General features: G+C 61.1%; 18 protein-coding genes. 11 read left to right on the top strand and 7 right to left on the bottom strand.

What is annotated here, in order from left to right; translation table 11 throughout:
- Nucleotides 1-126 precede the first annotated feature (126 nt).
- Complete coding sequence (locus ACF8SD_RS14215; RefSeq protein WP_173890977.1) at nucleotides 127-564, bottom strand: YhcB family protein; 438 nt, start codon at nucleotides 562-564, stop codon at nucleotides 127-129.
- A 135-nt stretch (nucleotides 565-699) separates the two neighbouring features.
- Between ACF8SD_RS14215 and ACF8SD_RS14210 the strand changes: the two genes are divergently transcribed.
- From ACF8SD_RS14210 to zapE, 3 genes are all read left to right on the top strand, one after another.
- Nucleotides 700-1,335, top strand: coding sequence for an alpha/beta hydrolase (locus ACF8SD_RS14210; protein WP_054905345.1), 636 nt, complete (start codon nucleotides 700-702; stop codon nucleotides 1,333-1,335).
- Nucleotides 1,336-1,360: 25 nt separating this feature from the next.
- Nucleotides 1,361-2,710 (top strand): tryptophan--tRNA ligase, encoded by a 1,350-nt coding sequence (locus ACF8SD_RS14205; protein ID WP_173890976.1) that lies wholly within the window; start codon nucleotides 1,361-1,363, stop codon nucleotides 2,708-2,710.
- An 84-nt stretch (nucleotides 2,711-2,794) separates the two neighbouring features.
- Entirely contained in the window at nucleotides 2,795-3,889 is a 1,095-nt protein-coding gene (zapE, locus tag ACF8SD_RS14200) for a cell division protein ZapE (RefSeq protein WP_029886538.1), read from the top strand.
- A gap of 120 nt (nucleotides 3,890-4,009) precedes the next feature.
- Here zapE and ACF8SD_RS14195 read toward each other — a convergent pair whose 3' ends face one another.
- A complete protein-coding gene (locus ACF8SD_RS14195) occupies nucleotides 4,010-4,930 on the bottom strand; it encodes a GlxA family transcriptional regulator (protein WP_173891736.1) in 921 nt (306 codons plus the stop codon).
- A gap of 306 nt (nucleotides 4,931-5,236) precedes the next feature.
- Nucleotides 5,237-6,277, bottom strand: a complete 1,041-nt coding sequence (locus ACF8SD_RS14190) for an NADP(H)-dependent aldo-keto reductase (RefSeq protein WP_392483571.1) — start codon at nucleotides 6,275-6,277, stop codon at nucleotides 5,237-5,239.
- 258 nt (nucleotides 6,278-6,535) lie between these two features.
- Between ACF8SD_RS14190 and rplM the strand changes: the two genes are divergently transcribed.
- The 7 genes from rplM to ACF8SD_RS14155 all read left to right on the top strand — a co-directional run bounded on the left by rplM (nucleotide 6,536) and on the right by ACF8SD_RS14155 (nucleotide 11,401).
- Complete coding sequence (gene rplM / locus ACF8SD_RS14185) at nucleotides 6,536-6,964, top strand: 50S ribosomal protein L13 (RefSeq protein ID WP_003251819.1); 429 nt, start codon at nucleotides 6,536-6,538, stop codon at nucleotides 6,962-6,964.
- 14 nt (nucleotides 6,965-6,978) lie between these two features.
- On the top strand, nucleotides 6,979-7,371 hold the full coding sequence (gene rpsI, locus ACF8SD_RS14180; RefSeq protein WP_003260797.1) for a 30S ribosomal protein S9: 393 nt from the start codon (nucleotides 6,979-6,981) through the stop codon (nucleotides 7,369-7,371).
- A 262-nt stretch (nucleotides 7,372-7,633) separates the two neighbouring features.
- Nucleotides 7,634-8,227: a ubiquinol-cytochrome c reductase iron-sulfur subunit gene (gene petA / locus ACF8SD_RS14175; protein ID WP_009684434.1), complete on the top strand. Its 594-nt coding sequence runs from the start codon at nucleotides 7,634-7,636 to the stop codon at nucleotides 8,225-8,227.
- Nucleotides 8,227-9,438, top strand: coding sequence for a cytochrome bc complex cytochrome b subunit (locus tag ACF8SD_RS14170; RefSeq protein WP_046616511.1), 1,212 nt, complete (start codon nucleotides 8,227-8,229; stop codon nucleotides 9,436-9,438). Before petA ends, ACF8SD_RS14170 begins: the two co-directional genes overlap by 1 nt.
- Complete coding sequence (locus ACF8SD_RS14165; protein ID WP_173890974.1) at nucleotides 9,438-10,217, top strand: cytochrome c1; 780 nt, start codon at nucleotides 9,438-9,440, stop codon at nucleotides 10,215-10,217. The genes ACF8SD_RS14170 and ACF8SD_RS14165 overlap by 1 nt, the downstream gene beginning before the upstream one ends.
- A gap of 115 nt (nucleotides 10,218-10,332) precedes the next feature.
- Nucleotides 10,333-10,956: a glutathione S-transferase N-terminal domain-containing protein gene (locus ACF8SD_RS14160; protein WP_054913251.1), complete on the top strand. Its 624-nt coding sequence runs from the start codon at nucleotides 10,333-10,335 to the stop codon at nucleotides 10,954-10,956.
- A gap of 10 nt (nucleotides 10,957-10,966) precedes the next feature.
- Nucleotides 10,967-11,401 carry a ClpXP protease specificity-enhancing factor gene (locus ACF8SD_RS14155; protein WP_392483570.1) on the top strand — a complete coding sequence of 145 codons (435 nt, stop codon included), beginning with the start codon at nucleotides 10,967-10,969 and terminating at the stop codon, nucleotides 11,399-11,401.
- A gap of 221 nt (nucleotides 11,402-11,622) precedes the next feature.
- Here the strand turns inward: ACF8SD_RS14155 and ACF8SD_RS14150 are convergent, their stop codons facing one another.
- The 4 genes from ACF8SD_RS14150 to ACF8SD_RS14135 all read right to left on the bottom strand — a co-directional run bounded on the left by ACF8SD_RS14150 (nucleotide 11,623) and on the right by ACF8SD_RS14135 (nucleotide 15,066).
- Complete coding sequence (locus ACF8SD_RS14150) at nucleotides 11,623-12,201, bottom strand: BON domain-containing protein (RefSeq protein ID WP_009684429.1); 579 nt, start codon at nucleotides 12,199-12,201, stop codon at nucleotides 11,623-11,625.
- Nucleotides 12,198-12,791 carry a phosphoheptose isomerase gene (locus ACF8SD_RS14145; protein WP_173890972.1) on the bottom strand — a complete coding sequence of 198 codons (594 nt, stop codon included), beginning with the start codon at nucleotides 12,789-12,791 and terminating at the stop codon, nucleotides 12,198-12,200. Before ACF8SD_RS14145 ends, ACF8SD_RS14150 begins: the two co-directional genes overlap by 4 nt.
- A gap of 86 nt (nucleotides 12,792-12,877) precedes the next feature.
- A complete protein-coding gene (locus ACF8SD_RS14140; protein WP_392483569.1) occupies nucleotides 12,878-13,249 on the bottom strand; it encodes a YraN family protein in 372 nt (123 codons plus the stop codon).
- Nucleotides 13,249-15,066, bottom strand: a complete 1,818-nt coding sequence (locus ACF8SD_RS14135) for a penicillin-binding protein activator (protein WP_173890970.1) — start codon at nucleotides 15,064-15,066, stop codon at nucleotides 13,249-13,251. The genes ACF8SD_RS14140 and ACF8SD_RS14135 overlap by 1 nt, the downstream gene beginning before the upstream one ends.
- Nucleotides 15,067-15,252: 186 nt before the next feature.
- Between ACF8SD_RS14135 and rsmI the strand changes: the two genes are divergently transcribed.
- Nucleotides 15,253-16,128, top strand: a complete 876-nt coding sequence (rsmI, locus tag ACF8SD_RS14130; RefSeq protein ID WP_392483568.1) for a 16S rRNA (cytidine(1402)-2'-O)-methyltransferase — start codon at nucleotides 15,253-15,255, stop codon at nucleotides 16,126-16,128.
- The last annotated feature ends 50 nt before the right edge of the window (nucleotides 16,129-16,178 follow it).

Genomic DNA, 16,178 nt, shown 5'->3' with positions numbered 1-16,178 from the left:
TTGATTTAGCAAGGGCCTGTGGGAGCGGGCGTGCTCGCGAACACCGGCGTAGCCGGTGCCCGCTGTTGCGTACCTGGGCTGCCCACAAAAAAGGCCTCTCGCGAGGCCTTTTTCATGTTCAGCGAATCAACGCTTGAGCCCGTAGCTCTCGTCGAGCATGCCCGGGGAATTCGGCGCTTTGGGCGCATAATCACGCGGCACTTCGGCAGTGTCCTTCGGTGGGGTCAGGCGATCACGTGGGCCATGCGCACCTTCGGAGTGCAGGGCGGCCAGCAGGCGCTGGCGGGTCAGTTCGTCCAGCGCCAGGGTGTTGGCACCGTCGGCCAGGTGATCCTGGACATCCTGGTAGCTCTGGGTCAGCTTCTTGACCAGTACTGCAGTGCTGTTGAAGTGGGTAACCACTTCGTTCTGGTAGTTGTCGAAGCGTTTCTGCATTTCATCCAGCTGGCGCTGTGTGCTGCTGGGCGCGGCATTGGGCAGCAGGCGAGCCACGACGAAACCGACGACCACGCCAATGACCAGGGCCAAGGTCGGCAACAACCAAACAAGGAGCGAGAGTTCCACGAGTCCTTCCTCTATAAACGGCTTTGCTTTACGTTAACGGCTCAGACCTGCGCTGTATACCGCGAGCGATCGCAAATCAGAACAGAATTCCTCACCTAGACGAAACGACCCACCCCGAGGTCACGGAGTAGTGCCTTGCTTGTCCGCGAAACCCCCTTGTTCATCGATGGCCCCAGTGGCCAGTTGGAAGCCTTGTACCTGGACGTGGCCGATGCCCGCGGCGCGGTGCTGATCTGCCACCCCAACCCGGTTCAGGGCGGCACCATGCTCAACAAGGTGGTCTCGACCCTGCAGCGCACCGCCCGTGATGCCGGCTATGTGACCCTGCGGTTCAACTACCGGGGTGTCGGGCAGAGCGCTGGCAGCCACGACATGGGCGCAGGCGAAGTGGCCGATGCCGAGGCTGCTGCGGCCTGGCTGCGCGATAAGCACCCGCAATTGCCGCTGGTGCTGATGGGCTTCTCGTTCGGCGGTTTCGTTGCCACCAGTCTGGCTGGCCGCCTGGAGGCGGGTGGGGTGAGCCTGCAGCACTTGTTCATGATCGCCCCAGCGGTAATGCGCCTGACCGACGAATTCCCGTTGCCACAGCAATGCCCGATCACCGTGGTGCAGCCGGAGGCCGATGAAGTGGTCGCGCCGCAGCTGGTTTACGATTGGTCCGACAGCCTGTCGCGTCCCCATGAGCTGCTGAAAGTGGCAGAATGCGGACACTTCTTTCATGGCAAGCTGACCGATCTCAAGGATCTGCTGCTGCCGCGCCTTTCGAACTGAGCCAAGCCTGAATAAGCGAACACCCATGACCACGCGCATTCTCACCGGTATCACCACCACCGGCACTCCGCACCTGGGCAACTACGCCGGCGCCATCCGCCCGGCGATCCGTGCCAGCCAGCAGCCCGGTGTCGACTCGTTCTACTTCCTGGCCGACTATCACGCGCTGATCAAGTGCGACGACCCGCTGCGCATCCAGCGCTCGCGCCTGGAAATCGCCGCCACCTGGCTGGCCGGTGGCCTGGACGCCGACAAGGTGACCTTCTACCGCCAGTCCGATATTCCGGAAATCCCCGAGTTGACCTGGTTGCTGACCTGCGTTGCAGCCAAGGGCCTGCTCAACCGTGCACATGCGTACAAAGCCTCGGTGGACAAGAACGTGGAAGCCGGTGAAGACCCGGATGCCGGCGTGACCATGGGCTTGTTCAGCTACCCAGTGCTGATGGCGGCCGACATCCTGATGTTCAATGCCAACAAGGTGCCGGTGGGCCGCGACCAGATCCAGCACGTGGAAATGGCTCGGGACATCGGTCAGCGTTTCAACCACCTGTTCGGCCAAGGCAAGGAGTTCTTCGCCCTGCCAGAAGCGGTGATCGAAGAAAGCGTGGCGACCCTGCCGGGCCTGGACGGGCGCAAGATGTCCAAGAGCTACGACAACACCATTGCGTTGTTCACCAGCGCCAAGGACATGAAAGACGCCATCTCGCGCATCGTGACCGATTCGCGTGCGCCCGGCGAAGCCAAGGACCCGGACACTTCGCACCTGTTCACCCTCTACCAGGCGTTCGCGACGCCAGAACAGTGCGCCGGGTTCCGCGACGAGTTGTTGCAAGGCTTGGGCTGGGGCGATGCCAAGCAGCGCCTGTTCCAGCTGCTGGACGGCGAGCTGGCGGAAAAACGCGAGCACTACCACCAGCTGATCGCGCGCCCGGCCGACCTTGAGGATGTCCTGCTGGCGGGGGCCGCGAAGGCCCGCAAGATTGCCACCCCGTTCCTTGAGCAACTGCGCGAGGCGGTTGGCCTGCGCTCGTTCCGCAGCAGCGTGCAAACCAGTACCGAAGTGAAGAAAAAGGCCGCCAAGAGCGCGCGTTTCGTCAGCTTCCGTGATGAGGACGGCAGCTTCCGCTTCCGCCTGCTGGCCGCCGACGGTGAGCAACTGCTGCTGTCGCGCAGCTTTGCCGACGGCAAGAGTGCAGGTGCGGTGAGCAAGCAACTGCAGCAGGGAGCTGAGGCCGATGTGCGTGTGCAGGGCCTGGGTTTCGGCGTGTGGCTCAACGGTGAACAGGTTGCCGATGGGCCGCAGTTCGCCAGCGCTGAAGCGCGGGATGCGGCCATTCACAGCCTGCACGAAGCCCTGGCTCCACAACAGGACTGAGGCAATTCGCCGCAACTCTAATTGCCATAAAGCGGGCCGGTCGCTACAGTGACGGCCCGTTTTTTGTTGCCTCGCTAACGAATCATGACTCCCTTAGAACGCTATCAAGCAGATCTGAAACGTCCCGACTTCTTCCATGACGCGGCGCAGGAAACTGCGGTGCGTCACCTGCAGCGCCTGTATGACGACCTGGTACAGGCGCAGAACAACAAGCCGGGGGTATTCGGCAAGCTGTTCGGCAAGAAGGAGCAGACCCCGGTCAAGGGCCTGTACTTCTGGGGTGGGGTAGGGCGGGGCAAGACCTACCTGGTCGATACCTTCTACGAGGCGCTGCCGTTCAAGCAGAAGATGCGCACCCACTTCCACCGCTTCATGAAGCGTGTGCACGAGGAAATGAAGACCCTCAAGGGTGAGAAGAACCCGCTGACCATCATTGCCAAGCGCTTCAGCGAAGAGGCCAAGGTGATCTGCTTCGACGAGTTCTTCGTCTCGGACATCACCGATGCGATGATCCTCGGCACCTTGATGGAAGAGCTGTTCAAGAACGGCGTGTCGCTGGTCGCCACCTCCAACATCGTGCCCGACGGCTTGTACAAGGACGGCCTGCAGCGCGCGCGTTTCCTGCCGGCAATCGCCATGATCAAGCAGTACACCGACGTGGTGAACGTCGACAGCGGCGTGGACTATCGCCTGCGTCATCTGGAGCAGGCCGAACTGTTCCACTACCCGCTCAATGAGGCGGCGCACGAAAGCATGCGTGCCAGCTTCAAGGCGCTGACCCCGGAATGCACCCAGGCAGTCGAAAATGACGTGCTGATGATCGAGAACCGCCCGATCAATGCCTTGCGGACGTGCGACGATGTTGCCTGGTTCGACTTCCGGGCATTGTGCGACGGGCCGCGTAGCCAGAACGACTACATCGAGCTCGGCAAGATCTTCCACGCGGTGCTGCTGAGCAATGTCGAGCAGATGGGGGTGACCACCGATGATATCGCGCGGCGTTTCATCAACATGGTGGACGAGTTCTACGACCGCAACGTCAAGCTGATCATCTCGGCCGAGGTGGAGCTAAAAGACCTGTACACCGGTGGGCGCCTGAGCTTCGAGTTCCAGCGTACCCTGAGCCGCCTGCTGGAGATGCAGTCGCACGAGTTCCTGTCTCGGGCGCACAAGCCCTGAGATCAGCGGCAAGCTTCTAGCTGCAAGGCTCAAGAAAAAGCCGGAGCAGGCCATGAGCTGCTCCGGCTTTTTGCTTTGTCTTGTAGCTTGCAGCTAGAAACTTGCCGCTGCTGGAAGCCCTCAAGCCTCCTGCATGAACTGCTGCCGGTACTGGTTCGGCGACAACTCGGTATGCTGGCGGAACAGCCGCGCAAAGAAACTGGCATCGTCGTAACCGACCTCGTAACTGATGGTCTTGATGCTCTTGCGCGTGCTCGACAACAACCCCTTGGCCGTTTCGATCCGCAGCCGTTGCAGGTAGTGCAGCGGCTTGTCACCGGTCGCCCCCTGGAACCGGCGCATGAAGTTGCGAATGCTCATGCCATGGTTGCGGGCCACATCCTCGAAGCGGAACTTGTCCGCGAAGTGCTCTTCCAGCCAGTGCTGGATCTGCAGGATGATCAGGTCCTGATGCAGCTTCTGCCCGCCAAACCCCATGCGCCCCGGGGTGTAGTTGCGCTGCACTTCGTAAAGGATGTCGCGCGACACCGCACGGGCCACATTGGCCCCGCAGAAACGCTCGATCAGATAGATGTACAGGTCGCAGGCCGAAGTGGCGCCGCCAGCGCAATAGATGTTGTCTGCGTCGGTCAGGTGCTTGTCCTGGTTCAGGCGGATCTTCGGGAAGCGCTCGGCGAAACTGCTGAAGAAGCGCCAGTAGGTGGTCGCCTCCTTGCCGTCGAGCAGGCCACTTTCGGCCAGCCAGAACACGCCACTGGCCTCGGCGCACAGCACCGCGCCGCGGGCGTGCTGGTCCCGCAGCCACGGCAGCACCTGGGGGTATCGTTGCAGCAGGTTGTCGAAGTCGTCCCAGTAGGCTGGCAGGATGATGACATCGGCGTCATCCAGGCCGCCGTCGACCGGTAGCTGTACATTGCTGAAGCTGTCCACGGGCAGGCCATCGGGGCTCACCAAGCGGATCTCGAACATGGGCTGCAAGCCCAGGCCCAGCTGCTTGCCGTAGCGCAGGCTGGCGAGGTGGAAGAAGTCCTTGGCCTGCATCAAGGTCGAAGCGAACACCTTGTCAATGGCCAGGATGCTGACGCGCCGCAGCGACGCGGGGGGTTGGGTAAACATCATTGTCATTGTTCTTATAGGGTAGAGTGGTCAATCACCGGCTGGATCGTCTTATTTTTTTGGTCGAGCTGCAAGCTTCAAGCTTCAAGCTTCAAGCTTCAAGCTTCAAGCTTCAAGCTGCAAGATAAAGCAGGTCAGCATGCGGACCGCTCTGTCTTTTAGCTTGTAGCTTGTAGCTTGTAGCTTGTAGCTTGTAGCTTGTAGCTTGTAGCTTGCAGCTTGCAGCTCTGATCAAGGCGCCGGGTTCGGCTGCTCCTGGTGAATGGCTTCGATCGACGCCAGCAGCTCGTCGCTCAGGTGCAGCTCAGCGCTGGCCAGGTTGCTGTCCAGCTGCTCCAGGCTGGTCGCACCAATGATGTTGCTGGTCACGAACGGCTGGTGCGTCACGAACGCCAGGGCCATCTGCGCCGGGTCCAGGCCGTGTTCACGGGCCAGCTGCACGTAGCGGCTGCAGGCGGCCACGGTCTGCGGGTTGGAGTAGCGGGCAAAGCGGCTGAACAGGGTCAGGCGGGCGTTTTCCGGGCGAGCACCGTTCTCGTACTTGCCCGACAGCATGCCGAATGCCAGCGGCGAGTACGCCAGCAAACCGCATTGCTCGCGAATGGCGACCTCCGCCAGGCCCACCTCGAAGCTGCGGTTGAGCAGGTTGTACGGGTTCTGGATCGACACCGCCCGTGGCCAGCCCCGGCTTTCGGCCAGTTGCAGGAATTTCATGATGCCCCACGGGGTTTCGTTGGACAGGCCGACATGACGGATCTTGCCCGCCCGTACCTGGTCGTCCAGCACTTCCAGCGTTTCTTCCAGCGGCGTGAAGTGATCGTGCGGCAGGTGCTGGTAGCCCAGTTTGCCGAAGAAGTTGGTGCTGCGTTCCGGCCAGTGCAGCTGGTACAAGTCGATGCATTCGGTCTGCAGGCGCTTGAGGCTCTCGTCCAGCGCCGCGACGATGTGCTGGCGGTTGTGCTTGAGCTGGCCGTCGCGGATGTGGCTGATGCCGTTGCCGGGGCCAGCAACCTTGCTGGCCAGCAACCAGTCATCGCGGTCACCGTTGGCCTTGAACCAGTTGCCGATGATGCGCTCGGTAGCCGCGTAGGTTTCCGCGCGTGGCGGCACCGGGTACATTTCGGCCGTGTCGATGAAGTTGATCCCCGCGGCCTTGGCCCGGGCAATTTGGTCGAAAGCCTCGTTCTGGTCGTTCTGCTCGCCCCAGGTCATGGTGCCCAGGCACAGGGCGCTGACGTTGAGGTCGGTTCGGCCGAGCTGGCGGTATTCCATCGGGTAAACACTCCTTGGCAATGGAAGCTCATCAAAGCAGGTTGAAATTTTTCGCGCAATCTGGATAATTCAGCCCCTCTCCGCGTGGCGGAAGTGATGCACCATCACGCAGGAAGAACCCCGTCGAATATTGGCGTGCCCGACCCGAGCCCCCAAAAGCGTCAGTGTTCGGCTGCGCGCTTGCCCTTGGCAAGCTGTGCACTATCCAGTAAGATTCGCCGTCTATTTTTCGCTGGGCGGCCTCTGAGGCTTTAGAGAATGAAAACTTTTACTGCTAAACCGGAAACAGTAAAGCGCGAGTGGTTCGTAGTCGACGCCGCTGGCCAGACCCTGGGTCGTCTGGCTACCGAAATCGCTACCCGTCTGCGTGGCAAACACAAACCAGAATACACCCCTCACGTTGACACCGGCGACTACATCGTCGTTATCAACGCTGAACAGGTTCGTGTGACTGGTGCCAAGTCTTCCGACAAGATGTACTACTCCCACTCCGGTTTCCCAGGCGGTATCAAGGAAATCAACTTCGAGAAGTTGATCGCCAAGGCCCCTGAGCGTGTTATCGAAACCGCGGTCAAAGGCATGCTGCCTAAGAACCCGCTGGGTCGCGACATGTACCGTAAGCTGAAAGTGTACGCGGGTGCTGCTCACCCACACACTGCTCAGCAGCCTCAAGAACTGAAGATCTAACGGGATAGTTCATTATGTCGGCGACTCAAAATTACGGCACTGGCCGTCGCAAGACCGCAACCGCTCGCGTATTCCTGCGTCCGGGTACTGGTAACATCTCCATCAACAACCGTTCTCTGGACGTGTTCTTCGGTCGCGAAACCGCTCGCATGGTTGTTCGTCAGCCGCTCGAGCTGACCGAGACCGTTGAGAAGTTCGACATCTATGTCACCGTTTCCGGTGGTGGTGTCAGCGGTCAGGCCGGTGCGATCCGTCACGGTATCACCCGCGCTCTGATGGAATACGACGAAACCCTGCGTGGCGCTCTGCGTCGTGCTGGCTACGTCACCCGCGACGCTCGTGAAGTCGAGCGTAAGAAAGTGGGTCTGCGTAAAGCGCGTAAGCGTCCTCAGTACTCCAAGCGTTAATACCGCTTCGGCAGTCGAAAAGAGCCCGGTTCCTTGGAACCGGGCTTTTTTTTTGCCTTGAACTAACCTGTCAGCATGTCTGTGGCCGCTCGTCGCATAGACGCAGATCAAGCAAAGCGCTGGTAGTGGGCCCTTGCCCGGCTAATCCCTTGTCAGTGTGTGGATTTGTTTCTTACCATGGCGACCAAATTTTAGTGCCACAGACACAACCTAAGTACAGGCCTGGTTCAACAGGCCAAGCAAGCTGATGGGAGAGGACTGAATGAGCAATGACGGCGTCAACGCAGGCCGGCGCCGCTTCCTCGTAGCCGCGACATCCGTGGTCGGGGCAGCGGGAGCAGTGGGGGCTGCGGTACCGTTCGTGGGGTCATGGTTTCCCAGTGCCAAGGCGAAAGCCGCGGGGGCACCGGTGAAGGTCAATATCGCCAAGGTCGAGGCCGGGCAGCAGATGGTAGCCGAATGGCGAGGCCAACCGGTGTTCATCGTCAGGCGCACCGAGGAGATCCTCGGTAACCTGAAGAAAATTACTGGCGAATTGTCTGATCCCGATTCCAAGTCTTCGGTGCAGCCGACCTATGTCGACCCCGAAGTCCGCTCCATCAAGCCGGAAATCCTCATTCTCGTCGGCCTGTGCACGCACCTGGGCTGCTCGCCCACCTTCCGCCCGGAGGTTGCGCCAGCCGACCTGGGCCCTAAATGGGTGGGTGGCTACTTCTGCCCGTGCCACGGCTCCCACTACGACCTGGCTGGGCGTGTCTACAAGTCGCAGCCGGCGCCACTCAACCTGCCCGTACCGCCGCACTCGTACGAGTCGGACGATATCATCGTCATCGGCGTCGACCAGGAGAAAGCATGATGAGCAAGTTCATGGACTGGATTGATGCTCGCTTCCCCGCAACCAAGATGTGGGAAGATCACCTGAGCAAGTATTACGCGCCCAAGAACTTCAACTTCCTGTACTTCTTTGGCTCCCTGGCATTACTGGTGCTGGTCAACCAGATCGTCACCGGTGTGTGGCTTACCATGAGCTTCACACCCTCGGCAGAAGAGGCATTCGCCTCGGTCGAGTACATCATGCGTGACGTCGAATACGGCTGGATTCTGCGCTACCTGCACTCCACGGGCGCTTCGGCGTTCTTCATCGTGGTTTACCTGCACATGTTCCGCGGCCTGCTCTACGGCTCCTACCAGAAGCCGCGCGAGCTGGTCTGGCTGTTCGGCATGTTGATCTACCTGGCGCTGATGGCCGAGGCCTTCATGGGCTACCTGCTGCCGTGGGGCCAGATGTCCTACTGGGGGGCCCAGGTCATCATTTCGCTGTTCGGTGCCATCCCGGTGATTGGTGGCGACCTCACCCAATGGATTCGTGGTGACTACCTGATCTCCGGCATTACCCTGAACCGCTTCTTCGCCCTCCATGTGGTCGCCCTGCCTATCGTCATTCTCGGCCTGGTGGTGTTGCATATTCTTGCTCTGCACGAAGTGGGTTCGAACAACCCCGATGGCATCGACATCAAGAAGAAAAAGGACGAAAACGGCATTCCGCTCGATGGCATTCCGTTCCACCCTTACTACACCGTCAAGGATATTGTCGGCGTGGTGGTGTTCCTCTTCGTGTTCTGTGCGGTGGTGTTCTTCTTCCCGGAAATGGGCGGTTACTTCCTGGAGAAGCCGAACTTCGAGCAGGCCAACGCCTTCAAGACACCGGAGCATATTGCCCCTGTATGGTACTTCACACCGTTCTACGCCATCTTGCGTGCGGTGCCTGACAAGTTGATGGGTGTGATCGCCATGGGGGCGGCGATCGCGGTGCTGTTCGTACTGCCCTGGCTCGATCGCAGCCCGGTGCGTTCCATGCGTTACAAAGGCTGGATCAGCAAGCTCTTCCTGCTGGTGTTCTGCGTGGCCTTCGTCATCCTCGGCGTGCTGGGCGTGCTGGCACCTACACCTGGGCGCACGTTGTTGTCGCAGGTGTGTACGGTGCTGTACTTCGCCTACTTCCTGTTGATGCCGTTCTACACAAGGCTCGAGAAGACCAAACCGGTTCCGGAAAGGGTGACTGGCTGATGAAAAAGTTGATTGCAGTATTTTTGCTGGCACTGGTGCCTGCCTTTTGCTTCGCTGCCGAACACGGGCTGGAGCTGGACAAGGTCGATATCGACCTGACTGACAAGGCCGCGATGCAGGACGGCGCGCGGACGTTTGCCAACTATTGCATGGGCTGCCACAGTGCCAAGTTCCAGCGTTACGAGCGTGTGGCAGATGACTTGGGCATCCCCCATGAGCTGATGCTCGAAAAGCTGGTGTTTACCGGGGCCAAGATCGGTGATCACATGCAGATCGGCATGAAGCCTGAAGACGCCAAGACCTGGTTCGGTGCCGCGCCGCCCGACCTGACCCTGGTGGCCAGGGTGCGCGGTACCGATTGGCTGTACACCTACCTGCGCAGCTTCTACGAGGACCCCTCGCGGCCTTATGGGGTGAACAACAAGGTGTTCCCGAACGTCGGCATGCCCAACGTGTTGGTCGGCCTGCAGGGCAACCAGGTGATTGGCTGCAAGCAGGTGCAGACGGTGACTGATGGGAAGAAGCAATTCGACCCGTTGACCGGTAGCCCGATTACCCATGAGGCCTGTGACCAGCTGACCGTTACGCCGAAATCCGGTACCCTGACCGCCGAGCAGTTCGACGAGAAGGTCAAGAACCTGGTGACCTTCCTGGCCTATTCGGCCAACCCGGTCAAACTGGAAAGCCAGCGCATCGGTACCTATGTGCTGCTGTACCTGGCTTTCTTCTTCGTATTCGCCTATTTGCTCAAGCGTGAATACTGGAAGGACGTGCACTGATCACGCAGTAATTTCTGGTTGTTGAACGCGCCCGGGGCGCCTGGCAGAAATGCCAGGATGCCCCGGGCGCGTTTTCATTTAAAGTTGCACAGCATCTCGTGCGAGGAGCCGCTACATGGGCGCAACCAACAGGTTAGCCTGCTATTCCGACCCCGCTGACCATTATTCTCATCGGGTACGCCTGGTGCTGGCCGAGAAGGGGGTCAGCGTGCAGGTCATCGATGTCGATCCGGCGCGCCTGCCGCCGAGGCTGGCCGAAGTCAACCCGTACGGCAGCGTGCCGACCCTGGTCGACCGTGACCTGGCCTTGTATGAATCGACCGTGGTGATGGAATACCTCGAGGAGCGTTACCCGCACCCGCCGCTGATGCCGGTGTACCCGGTTGCGCGCGGCAACAGCCGTTTGCTGATGCACCGCATTCAGCGCGACTGGTGTGCCCTGGCCGATAGCGTGCTCGATTCGCGCAGCAGCGAGGCTGCCCGAAGTGAAGCGCGCAAGGCCCTGCGCGAAAGCCTGACCGGTGTTTCGCCATTGTTCAATGAGTTCGCCTGTTTCATGAGCGATGAGCAAAGCCTGGTCGATTGTTGTCTACTGCCCATACTTTGGCGCCTGCCAGTGTTGGGCATCGAGTTGCCCCGGCAAGCCAAACCGCTGCTGGATTACATGGAGCGCCAGTTCGCCCGCGAGCCATTCCAGGCGAGCCTGTCCTCTGTAGAACGTGAAATGCGTAAGCTTTAAGGAGCCGTTGATGAACTCCAGTCGCCCCTATCTGGTTCGAGCACTGTACGAGTGGATCGTCGACAACGATTGCACGCCCCATATGCTGGTCAATGCCGAATACCCTAAGGTGCAGGTACCGGATGGTTTCGCCAGTGATGGCCAGATTGTCCTTAATATCTCGCCAAGTGCGGTGCGCAACCTGCACATGGATAACGACGCGGTCAGTTTCGAGGGCCGTTTCAGTGGCGTGACTCACTCTCTTTTCGTGCCGACAGGCGCCATCCTGGGTATCTATGCCCGGGAAAATGGCCAAGGCATGGTCTTCGAGCTGGAACCGCCGCACATGGAAGAAGATGATCTGGTAGACGATGACCACGTGCAGCCGGATGATGATGGCCCGCCAGAAGGGGGTGGGCAGCCGCCGCGACCGACTGGTCGACCAAGCCTGAAAGTGGTCAAGTAATAAAAAAGGCGACCTTGAAGGTTAATGCCAGTCAGTTTAGTAATTGGGGCCGCTTTGCGGCCCTTCGCGGGCACGCCCGCTCCCACAGGGAATCGCGTGTAGGAGCGGGCGTGCCCGCGAAGGGCTGCAAAGCAGCCCCAATAACGCTTAACTGACAGGCATTAACTTCCAAGGGTCGCCTTTTTTAGACCGGGATTGTTGCCTTACCGGCCCAGGGTTCTTCAGTCGATGTATTCGAAAAGTTTGACGATTTTTTGCACGCCCGATACACCCTGTACTACGGCGGTGGCGGAATTGGCCTCCTGCTGGGTCACCAGGCCGAGCAGGTAGACGATACCGTTCTCGGTAATGACCTTGATTCGCGAGCTGGGCACGGCGCTGTCGGTCAGCATCTGGGTCTTGATCTTGGTGGTCAGCCAGGCATCGTTGTTGCGCGCCAGGATCGAAGACGGCTGCATGACTTGCAGCTCGTTGTGCACCTTTTTCACCCGTTGAACCTGGCTGGCGGTTTGCTCGGCAAGGCTCTTGAGGTCGGCGCGCGGGGTTTGGCCAGCCAGCAAGACGATGCCGTTGTAGCTGCTGACAACGATGTGCGAGCCCTTGTCCAGGTCCGGGTTGGCCTTGGAGATGTTAACCGCGGCTTTGGTTTCGATCAGCGAGTCGTCGATCTTGCTGCCGATGGTGCGCGTGCCGCGGTCGTCTTCAATGGGCGAATTGCGGGCAGAGGTGAGTACCGAGCTGCAGCCGGTAACGCTCAGGCACAAAGTCAGGGCCAGCAGGCCAAGGCGCATAGGGGTCATTCTTCACTCCCGAACAGTTGGCTGTCGATCAGGTCGCACAGGCAGTGGATCGCCAGCAGGTGGACTTCCTGGATGCGCGCGGTCACTGTCGAAGGTACGCGGATTTCCACGTCCTCTGGCAGTAGCAGCGAGGCCATGCCGCCGCCGTCGCGCCCCGTCATTGCTACGACAATCATTTCGCGGTCATGCGCGGCCTGGATCGCCTGGATCACGTTGGCCGAGTTACCGCTGGTGGAGATCGCCAGCAGAACATCACCCGGTTGGCCCAGTGCGCGGATCTGCTTGGAAAAGACTTCGTTGTAGCTGTAGTCATTGGCGATCGACGTCAGGGTCGAACTGTCGGTGGTCAAGGCGATGGCCGGCAAGCTCGGGCGTTCGCGCTCGAAGCGGTTGAGCAGTTCCGAGGAAAAGTGCTGGGCGTCGCCGGCCGAGCCGCCGTTGCCACAGGCGAGCATCTTGCCCTCATTGAGCAGCGCATTGACCATGATCAGGCTGGCCTGCTCGATGTGCGGTGCCAGGATGTCCATTGCCTGTTGCTTGGTTTCGATGCTGGCCTGGAACAGCCGGCGAATTCGGGATTGCATGTCCATCTGGTGACCTTAAATGGGGCGGTGGCCTTTGTTACGCGCAACAACGACCAGCCCGCGATACATAGAGCAAAAAAAACGTAGAGGGTTCAGCACTCGAAGGCGTTTTTCAGCCACTGGAGCGGTTTGCCTGCATGGTGGCTACCCTGCAGGGCGACAACGTCGAAGCGGCAGGGGTGGTTGCCCCATTGAGGCTCCTTGAGCAAGAACAGGCTGGCCGCATGCACCAGCCGTTTCTGCTTGCGCCCATCGATACTGTCGAGGGCGCCTCCGAAGGCCGCGTGCAGCCGGTAGCGGACTTCGACGAATACTACTGTATCGGCGTCGAGCATGACCAGATCAAGCTCGCCGCCTTTGCATCGCCAGTTGCGCGCCAGCAGCCGCAGGCCTTGCCCCTGAAGGTACTCAAGGGCATGGGTTTCTGCGGCGTGGCCGGCGCCGGTTGGTGATGCTGCAGCCATCAGCGCGGAGTATCAGGCAGGCGCTTGACCTGGCCGCCAGCGAATTCAGCCCATGGCAGTTGGCGCTCCACACGCTGGTTGGCATTGATGCTCAAGCTGCCCGAAAGGCCCTGGACGCGGTTATCCGGCAGCGCCTTCAGTTGGCCCAGGCGCGGTGCCAGGCTGTAGGCATCGACGCCCATGGCGTACAGACGGCCCAGGCTGCCGGCGGCTTGCGGCCACTGCTGAACCACCTGTTGGCGCAGGCTGTTGCTGGTATCGAGCAGCCACGGGGTTTCGCAGAAGCGGATGCCGTTCATGTCGTTGTACTGGTTGACGTCACCGCTGGCGCTGTACAGGTTGGAAGTGGCGTATACCGGTACGTCACCGGCGTACTGGAAGTTCAGGGTCGGCTTGATCTGTTGCGCCTGCTGGGGTGTAGAGGCAAGGAAGATGAAGTCGATGTCCTGGCGGCGCGACGGTTGTGCGGCGATGTTGCCGCCAACCGTGCTTTGCAGGCTCTTGGCGCGGCTTTCGCTCTGGCGCAGCTGGAACAGGTCGGCAATCTGCTGGGCCAGCGCAACCGGTTGCGCAATGCGTTGGGCCGCGAGCACGGTGCCGCCATTGCCTTCCCAGTCCTGGCGGAAGGCAGCCAGCACGCGATCGCCCCATTCGCCGCTCGGCACCAGGGCTACGGCGCGGACCATGCCGTCGGCACGGGCTCGACGGGATACTTCGCGTGCTTCGTCCTCGGCCGCCAGGCCGAACTGGAACAATTGCGGTGGGGCCACCTGACCCGCATCGGCGTAGTTGAGCGCCAGGGTGGTGATCGGCAGTTGCGGTTTGCTGGCCAATTGCTTGACCAGCGGTTTTTCCAGCGGGCCGATGACCAGCTGCACGCCTGCGGCCTGGGCCTGGCGGTAGAAGTCGTCGAGCGAGCCGATGCGCGAGCTGTCGAACACCTGCACTGCAGGGGCGGCTTGGCCAGCCTGCTGGGCCTGGAAGTGGGCGGCCATGAAGCCGTCACGCAGGGCCCGGGCAACCCCGGCCAGTGGCCCTTCCTGGGGCAGCAGCAGGGCGATTTTGGTCAGCGGTTGGCTGGCCAGTTCCTTGAGCTTGACCAGTGGCGCTGGCAGCTGTTTGGCAGCCGGGTGGTCCGGGTGCTGTTTGACCCAGCTCTCGATGGCGCTCTGTTGCTGCTCGAGGGTGCCGGCACTTTTCACCGCCAGGGCCAGGCTGGTCCAGCCGGCCAGGGTCTGATCATTGGCCGGCTGTTGCAGCTGTTCGGCCGGCAGCGAGGCGACCAAGGCCCAGATGGCGTCATTGTTGGCGCTGGCGGCCTGATCGCTGAGCAGCGGGGCCAGCAGAACGCGTTGCTGGGCGGCGGCCAGGGCCTGGCCGTCGGCCTCCAGGGCGGCAGCGTGCACGTAGTAGGTGCGCGCCTGCTGTTCCTTCGGCAGCTCGGGAACGTGCTGCAGGCTTGGGTGGGCCAGGGCGGCCAGGGCAGCCTTGGGTTGGTTGCGGCTCATGGCCAGTTCTGCCGCCAGGGTGCTGGCGAACACTTGCTGGGCCGGCTTGAGCGTGTCCAGCGGGACCTGCTCGAGAATGCGTGCGGCGCGGGGGAAGTCCTTCTGCTTGTAGGCCAGGTCGGCTGCGCTCAGGCGCAGCAGGGCGGCGTCTTGTGCAGACTTGCTGGAAGCAGCCTGCTCGAGCAGTTGCTCGATGCTGGCATCCGGGGTGCGTGGCAGTTCGCCCAGGCTGGATGAGGGCGAGCTGGCGCAGGCTGCCAGCAGGGCAGCGAGGCAGAGGGCTGTGAGCAGCCGCAGGCAAGCGATCATGTAAAGGTCCTGTTACTCGATCAAGTTGGCCGGCAATTGTACCCAAGCACTGGCCGGGGCGCGATGTCGCCGTGTCGATCCTTCACTATAGGTGGCTTGCCGCCGGACGCGTGTGAAGTTCTTTGCGCCCTGTTGCAGGCGCTCGGGCTACAATACCGCCTTTGATCCGACTGACAGGTGTGCGCAGTGACTGATGTGGCAGGGGCTTCTAAATCCACCGTGGGAACGCTGTATGTGGTGGCAACTCCCATCGGCAACCTCGATGACATGAGCGCCCGGGCGCTCAAGGTGCTGGCAGACGTAGCGCTGATCGCGGCCGAAGACACCCGCCATTCGATCCGCCTGCTGCAACACTTTGGCATCGATACGCCACTGGCGGCCTGCCACGAGCATAACGAGCGGGACGAAGGCGGGCGCTTTCTCGGCAAGCTGCTGGCCGGCGAAGATGTGGCGCTGGTTTCCGATGCCGGTACCCCGTTGATTTCCGACCCTGGCTACCACCTGGTGCGCCAGGCGCGGGCTGCCGGCGTCAGCGTGGTGCCGGTGCCGGGCGCCTGCGCCTTGATCGCGGCGTTGTCGGCGGCAGGCCTGCCATCGGACCGTTTCATTTTCGAAGGTTTCCTGCCGGCCAGGCAGGCGGGGCGCCTGGCACGCCTGGAGCAAGTGCGCGAAGAGCCGCGCACGCTGATTTTCTATGAAGCGCCGCACCGTATCCTCGAGTCCCTCCAGGACATGGAAACGGTGTTTGGCGGTGAGCGCCCGGCATTGCTGGCGCGCGAACTGACGAAAACCTTCGAGACGCTCAAGGGCTTGCCTCTGGCCGAGCTGCGGGCGTTCGTCGCCGGTGATAGCAACCAGCAGCGCGGAGAGTGCGTGGTGCTGGTCGGTGGCTGGAGTCCACCTGAGGGCGAGCAAGCCATCAGTAGCGAGGCCCAGCGCGTGCTCGACCTGTTGCTGGCCGAGTTGCCGCTGAAGCGGGCGGCGGCGCTTGCCTCGGAAATTACCGGCGTGCGCAAGAACCTGTTGTATCAACTTGCCCTGGATAAGCAGAAAGCCCAGTAGTGGCAAATTGATATAAATGCTGCTGCCGCTTGTTCTTGAGCGCGTGTGCC

The organism is Pseudomonas sp. CJQ_9, assembly GCF_043106615.1.
Lineage (GTDB): Bacteria > Pseudomonadota > Gammaproteobacteria > Pseudomonadales > Pseudomonadaceae > Aquipseudomonas > Aquipseudomonas juntendi.
This window is presented reverse-complemented; position numbering and strand designations above follow the sequence as displayed.

Bases quoted from the DNA above. Each gene is read 5' to 3' on its own strand.
- ACF8SD_RS14165 (WP_173890974.1), top strand. From the start codon at position 9,438: ATGAAAAAGTTGATTGCAGTATTTTTGCTGGCACTGGTGCCTGCCTTT.
- ACF8SD_RS14150 (WP_009684429.1), bottom strand. From the start codon at position 12,201: ATGACCCCTATGCGCCTTGGCCTGCTGGCCCTGACTTTGTGCCTGAGC.
- ACF8SD_RS14190 (WP_392483571.1), bottom strand. From the start codon at position 6,277: ATGGAATACCGCCAGCTCGGCCGAACCGACCTCAACGTCAGCGCCCTG.
- ACF8SD_RS14135 (WP_173890970.1), bottom strand. From the start codon at position 15,066: ATGATCGCTTGCCTGCGGCTGCTCACAGCCCTCTGCCTCGCTGCCCTG.
- ACF8SD_RS14170 (WP_046616511.1), top strand. From the start codon at position 8,227: ATGAGCAAGTTCATGGACTGGATTGATGCTCGCTTCCCCGCAACCAAG.
- ACF8SD_RS14195 (WP_173891736.1), bottom strand. From the start codon at position 4,930: ATGCAGGCCAAGGACTTCTTCCACCTCGCCAGCCTGCGCTACGGCAAG.
- rplM (WP_003251819.1), top strand. From the start codon at position 6,536: ATGAAAACTTTTACTGCTAAACCGGAAACAGTAAAGCGCGAGTGGTTC.
- ACF8SD_RS14205 (WP_173890976.1), top strand. From the start codon at position 1,361: ATGACCACGCGCATTCTCACCGGTATCACCACCACCGGCACTCCGCAC.
- ACF8SD_RS14155 (WP_392483570.1), top strand. From the start codon at position 10,967: ATGAACTCCAGTCGCCCCTATCTGGTTCGAGCACTGTACGAGTGGATC.
- ACF8SD_RS14140 (WP_392483569.1), bottom strand. From the start codon at position 13,249: ATGGCTGCAGCATCACCAACCGGCGCCGGCCACGCCGCAGAAACCCAT.
- rpsI (WP_003260797.1), top strand. From the start codon at position 6,979: ATGTCGGCGACTCAAAATTACGGCACTGGCCGTCGCAAGACCGCAACC.
- ACF8SD_RS14160 (WP_054913251.1), top strand. From the start codon at position 10,333: ATGGGCGCAACCAACAGGTTAGCCTGCTATTCCGACCCCGCTGACCAT.
- zapE (WP_029886538.1), top strand. From the start codon at position 2,795: ATGACTCCCTTAGAACGCTATCAAGCAGATCTGAAACGTCCCGACTTC.
- petA (WP_009684434.1), top strand. From the start codon at position 7,634: ATGAGCAATGACGGCGTCAACGCAGGCCGGCGCCGCTTCCTCGTAGCC.
- ACF8SD_RS14145 (WP_173890972.1), bottom strand. From the start codon at position 12,791: ATGGACATGCAATCCCGAATTCGCCGGCTGTTCCAGGCCAGCATCGAA.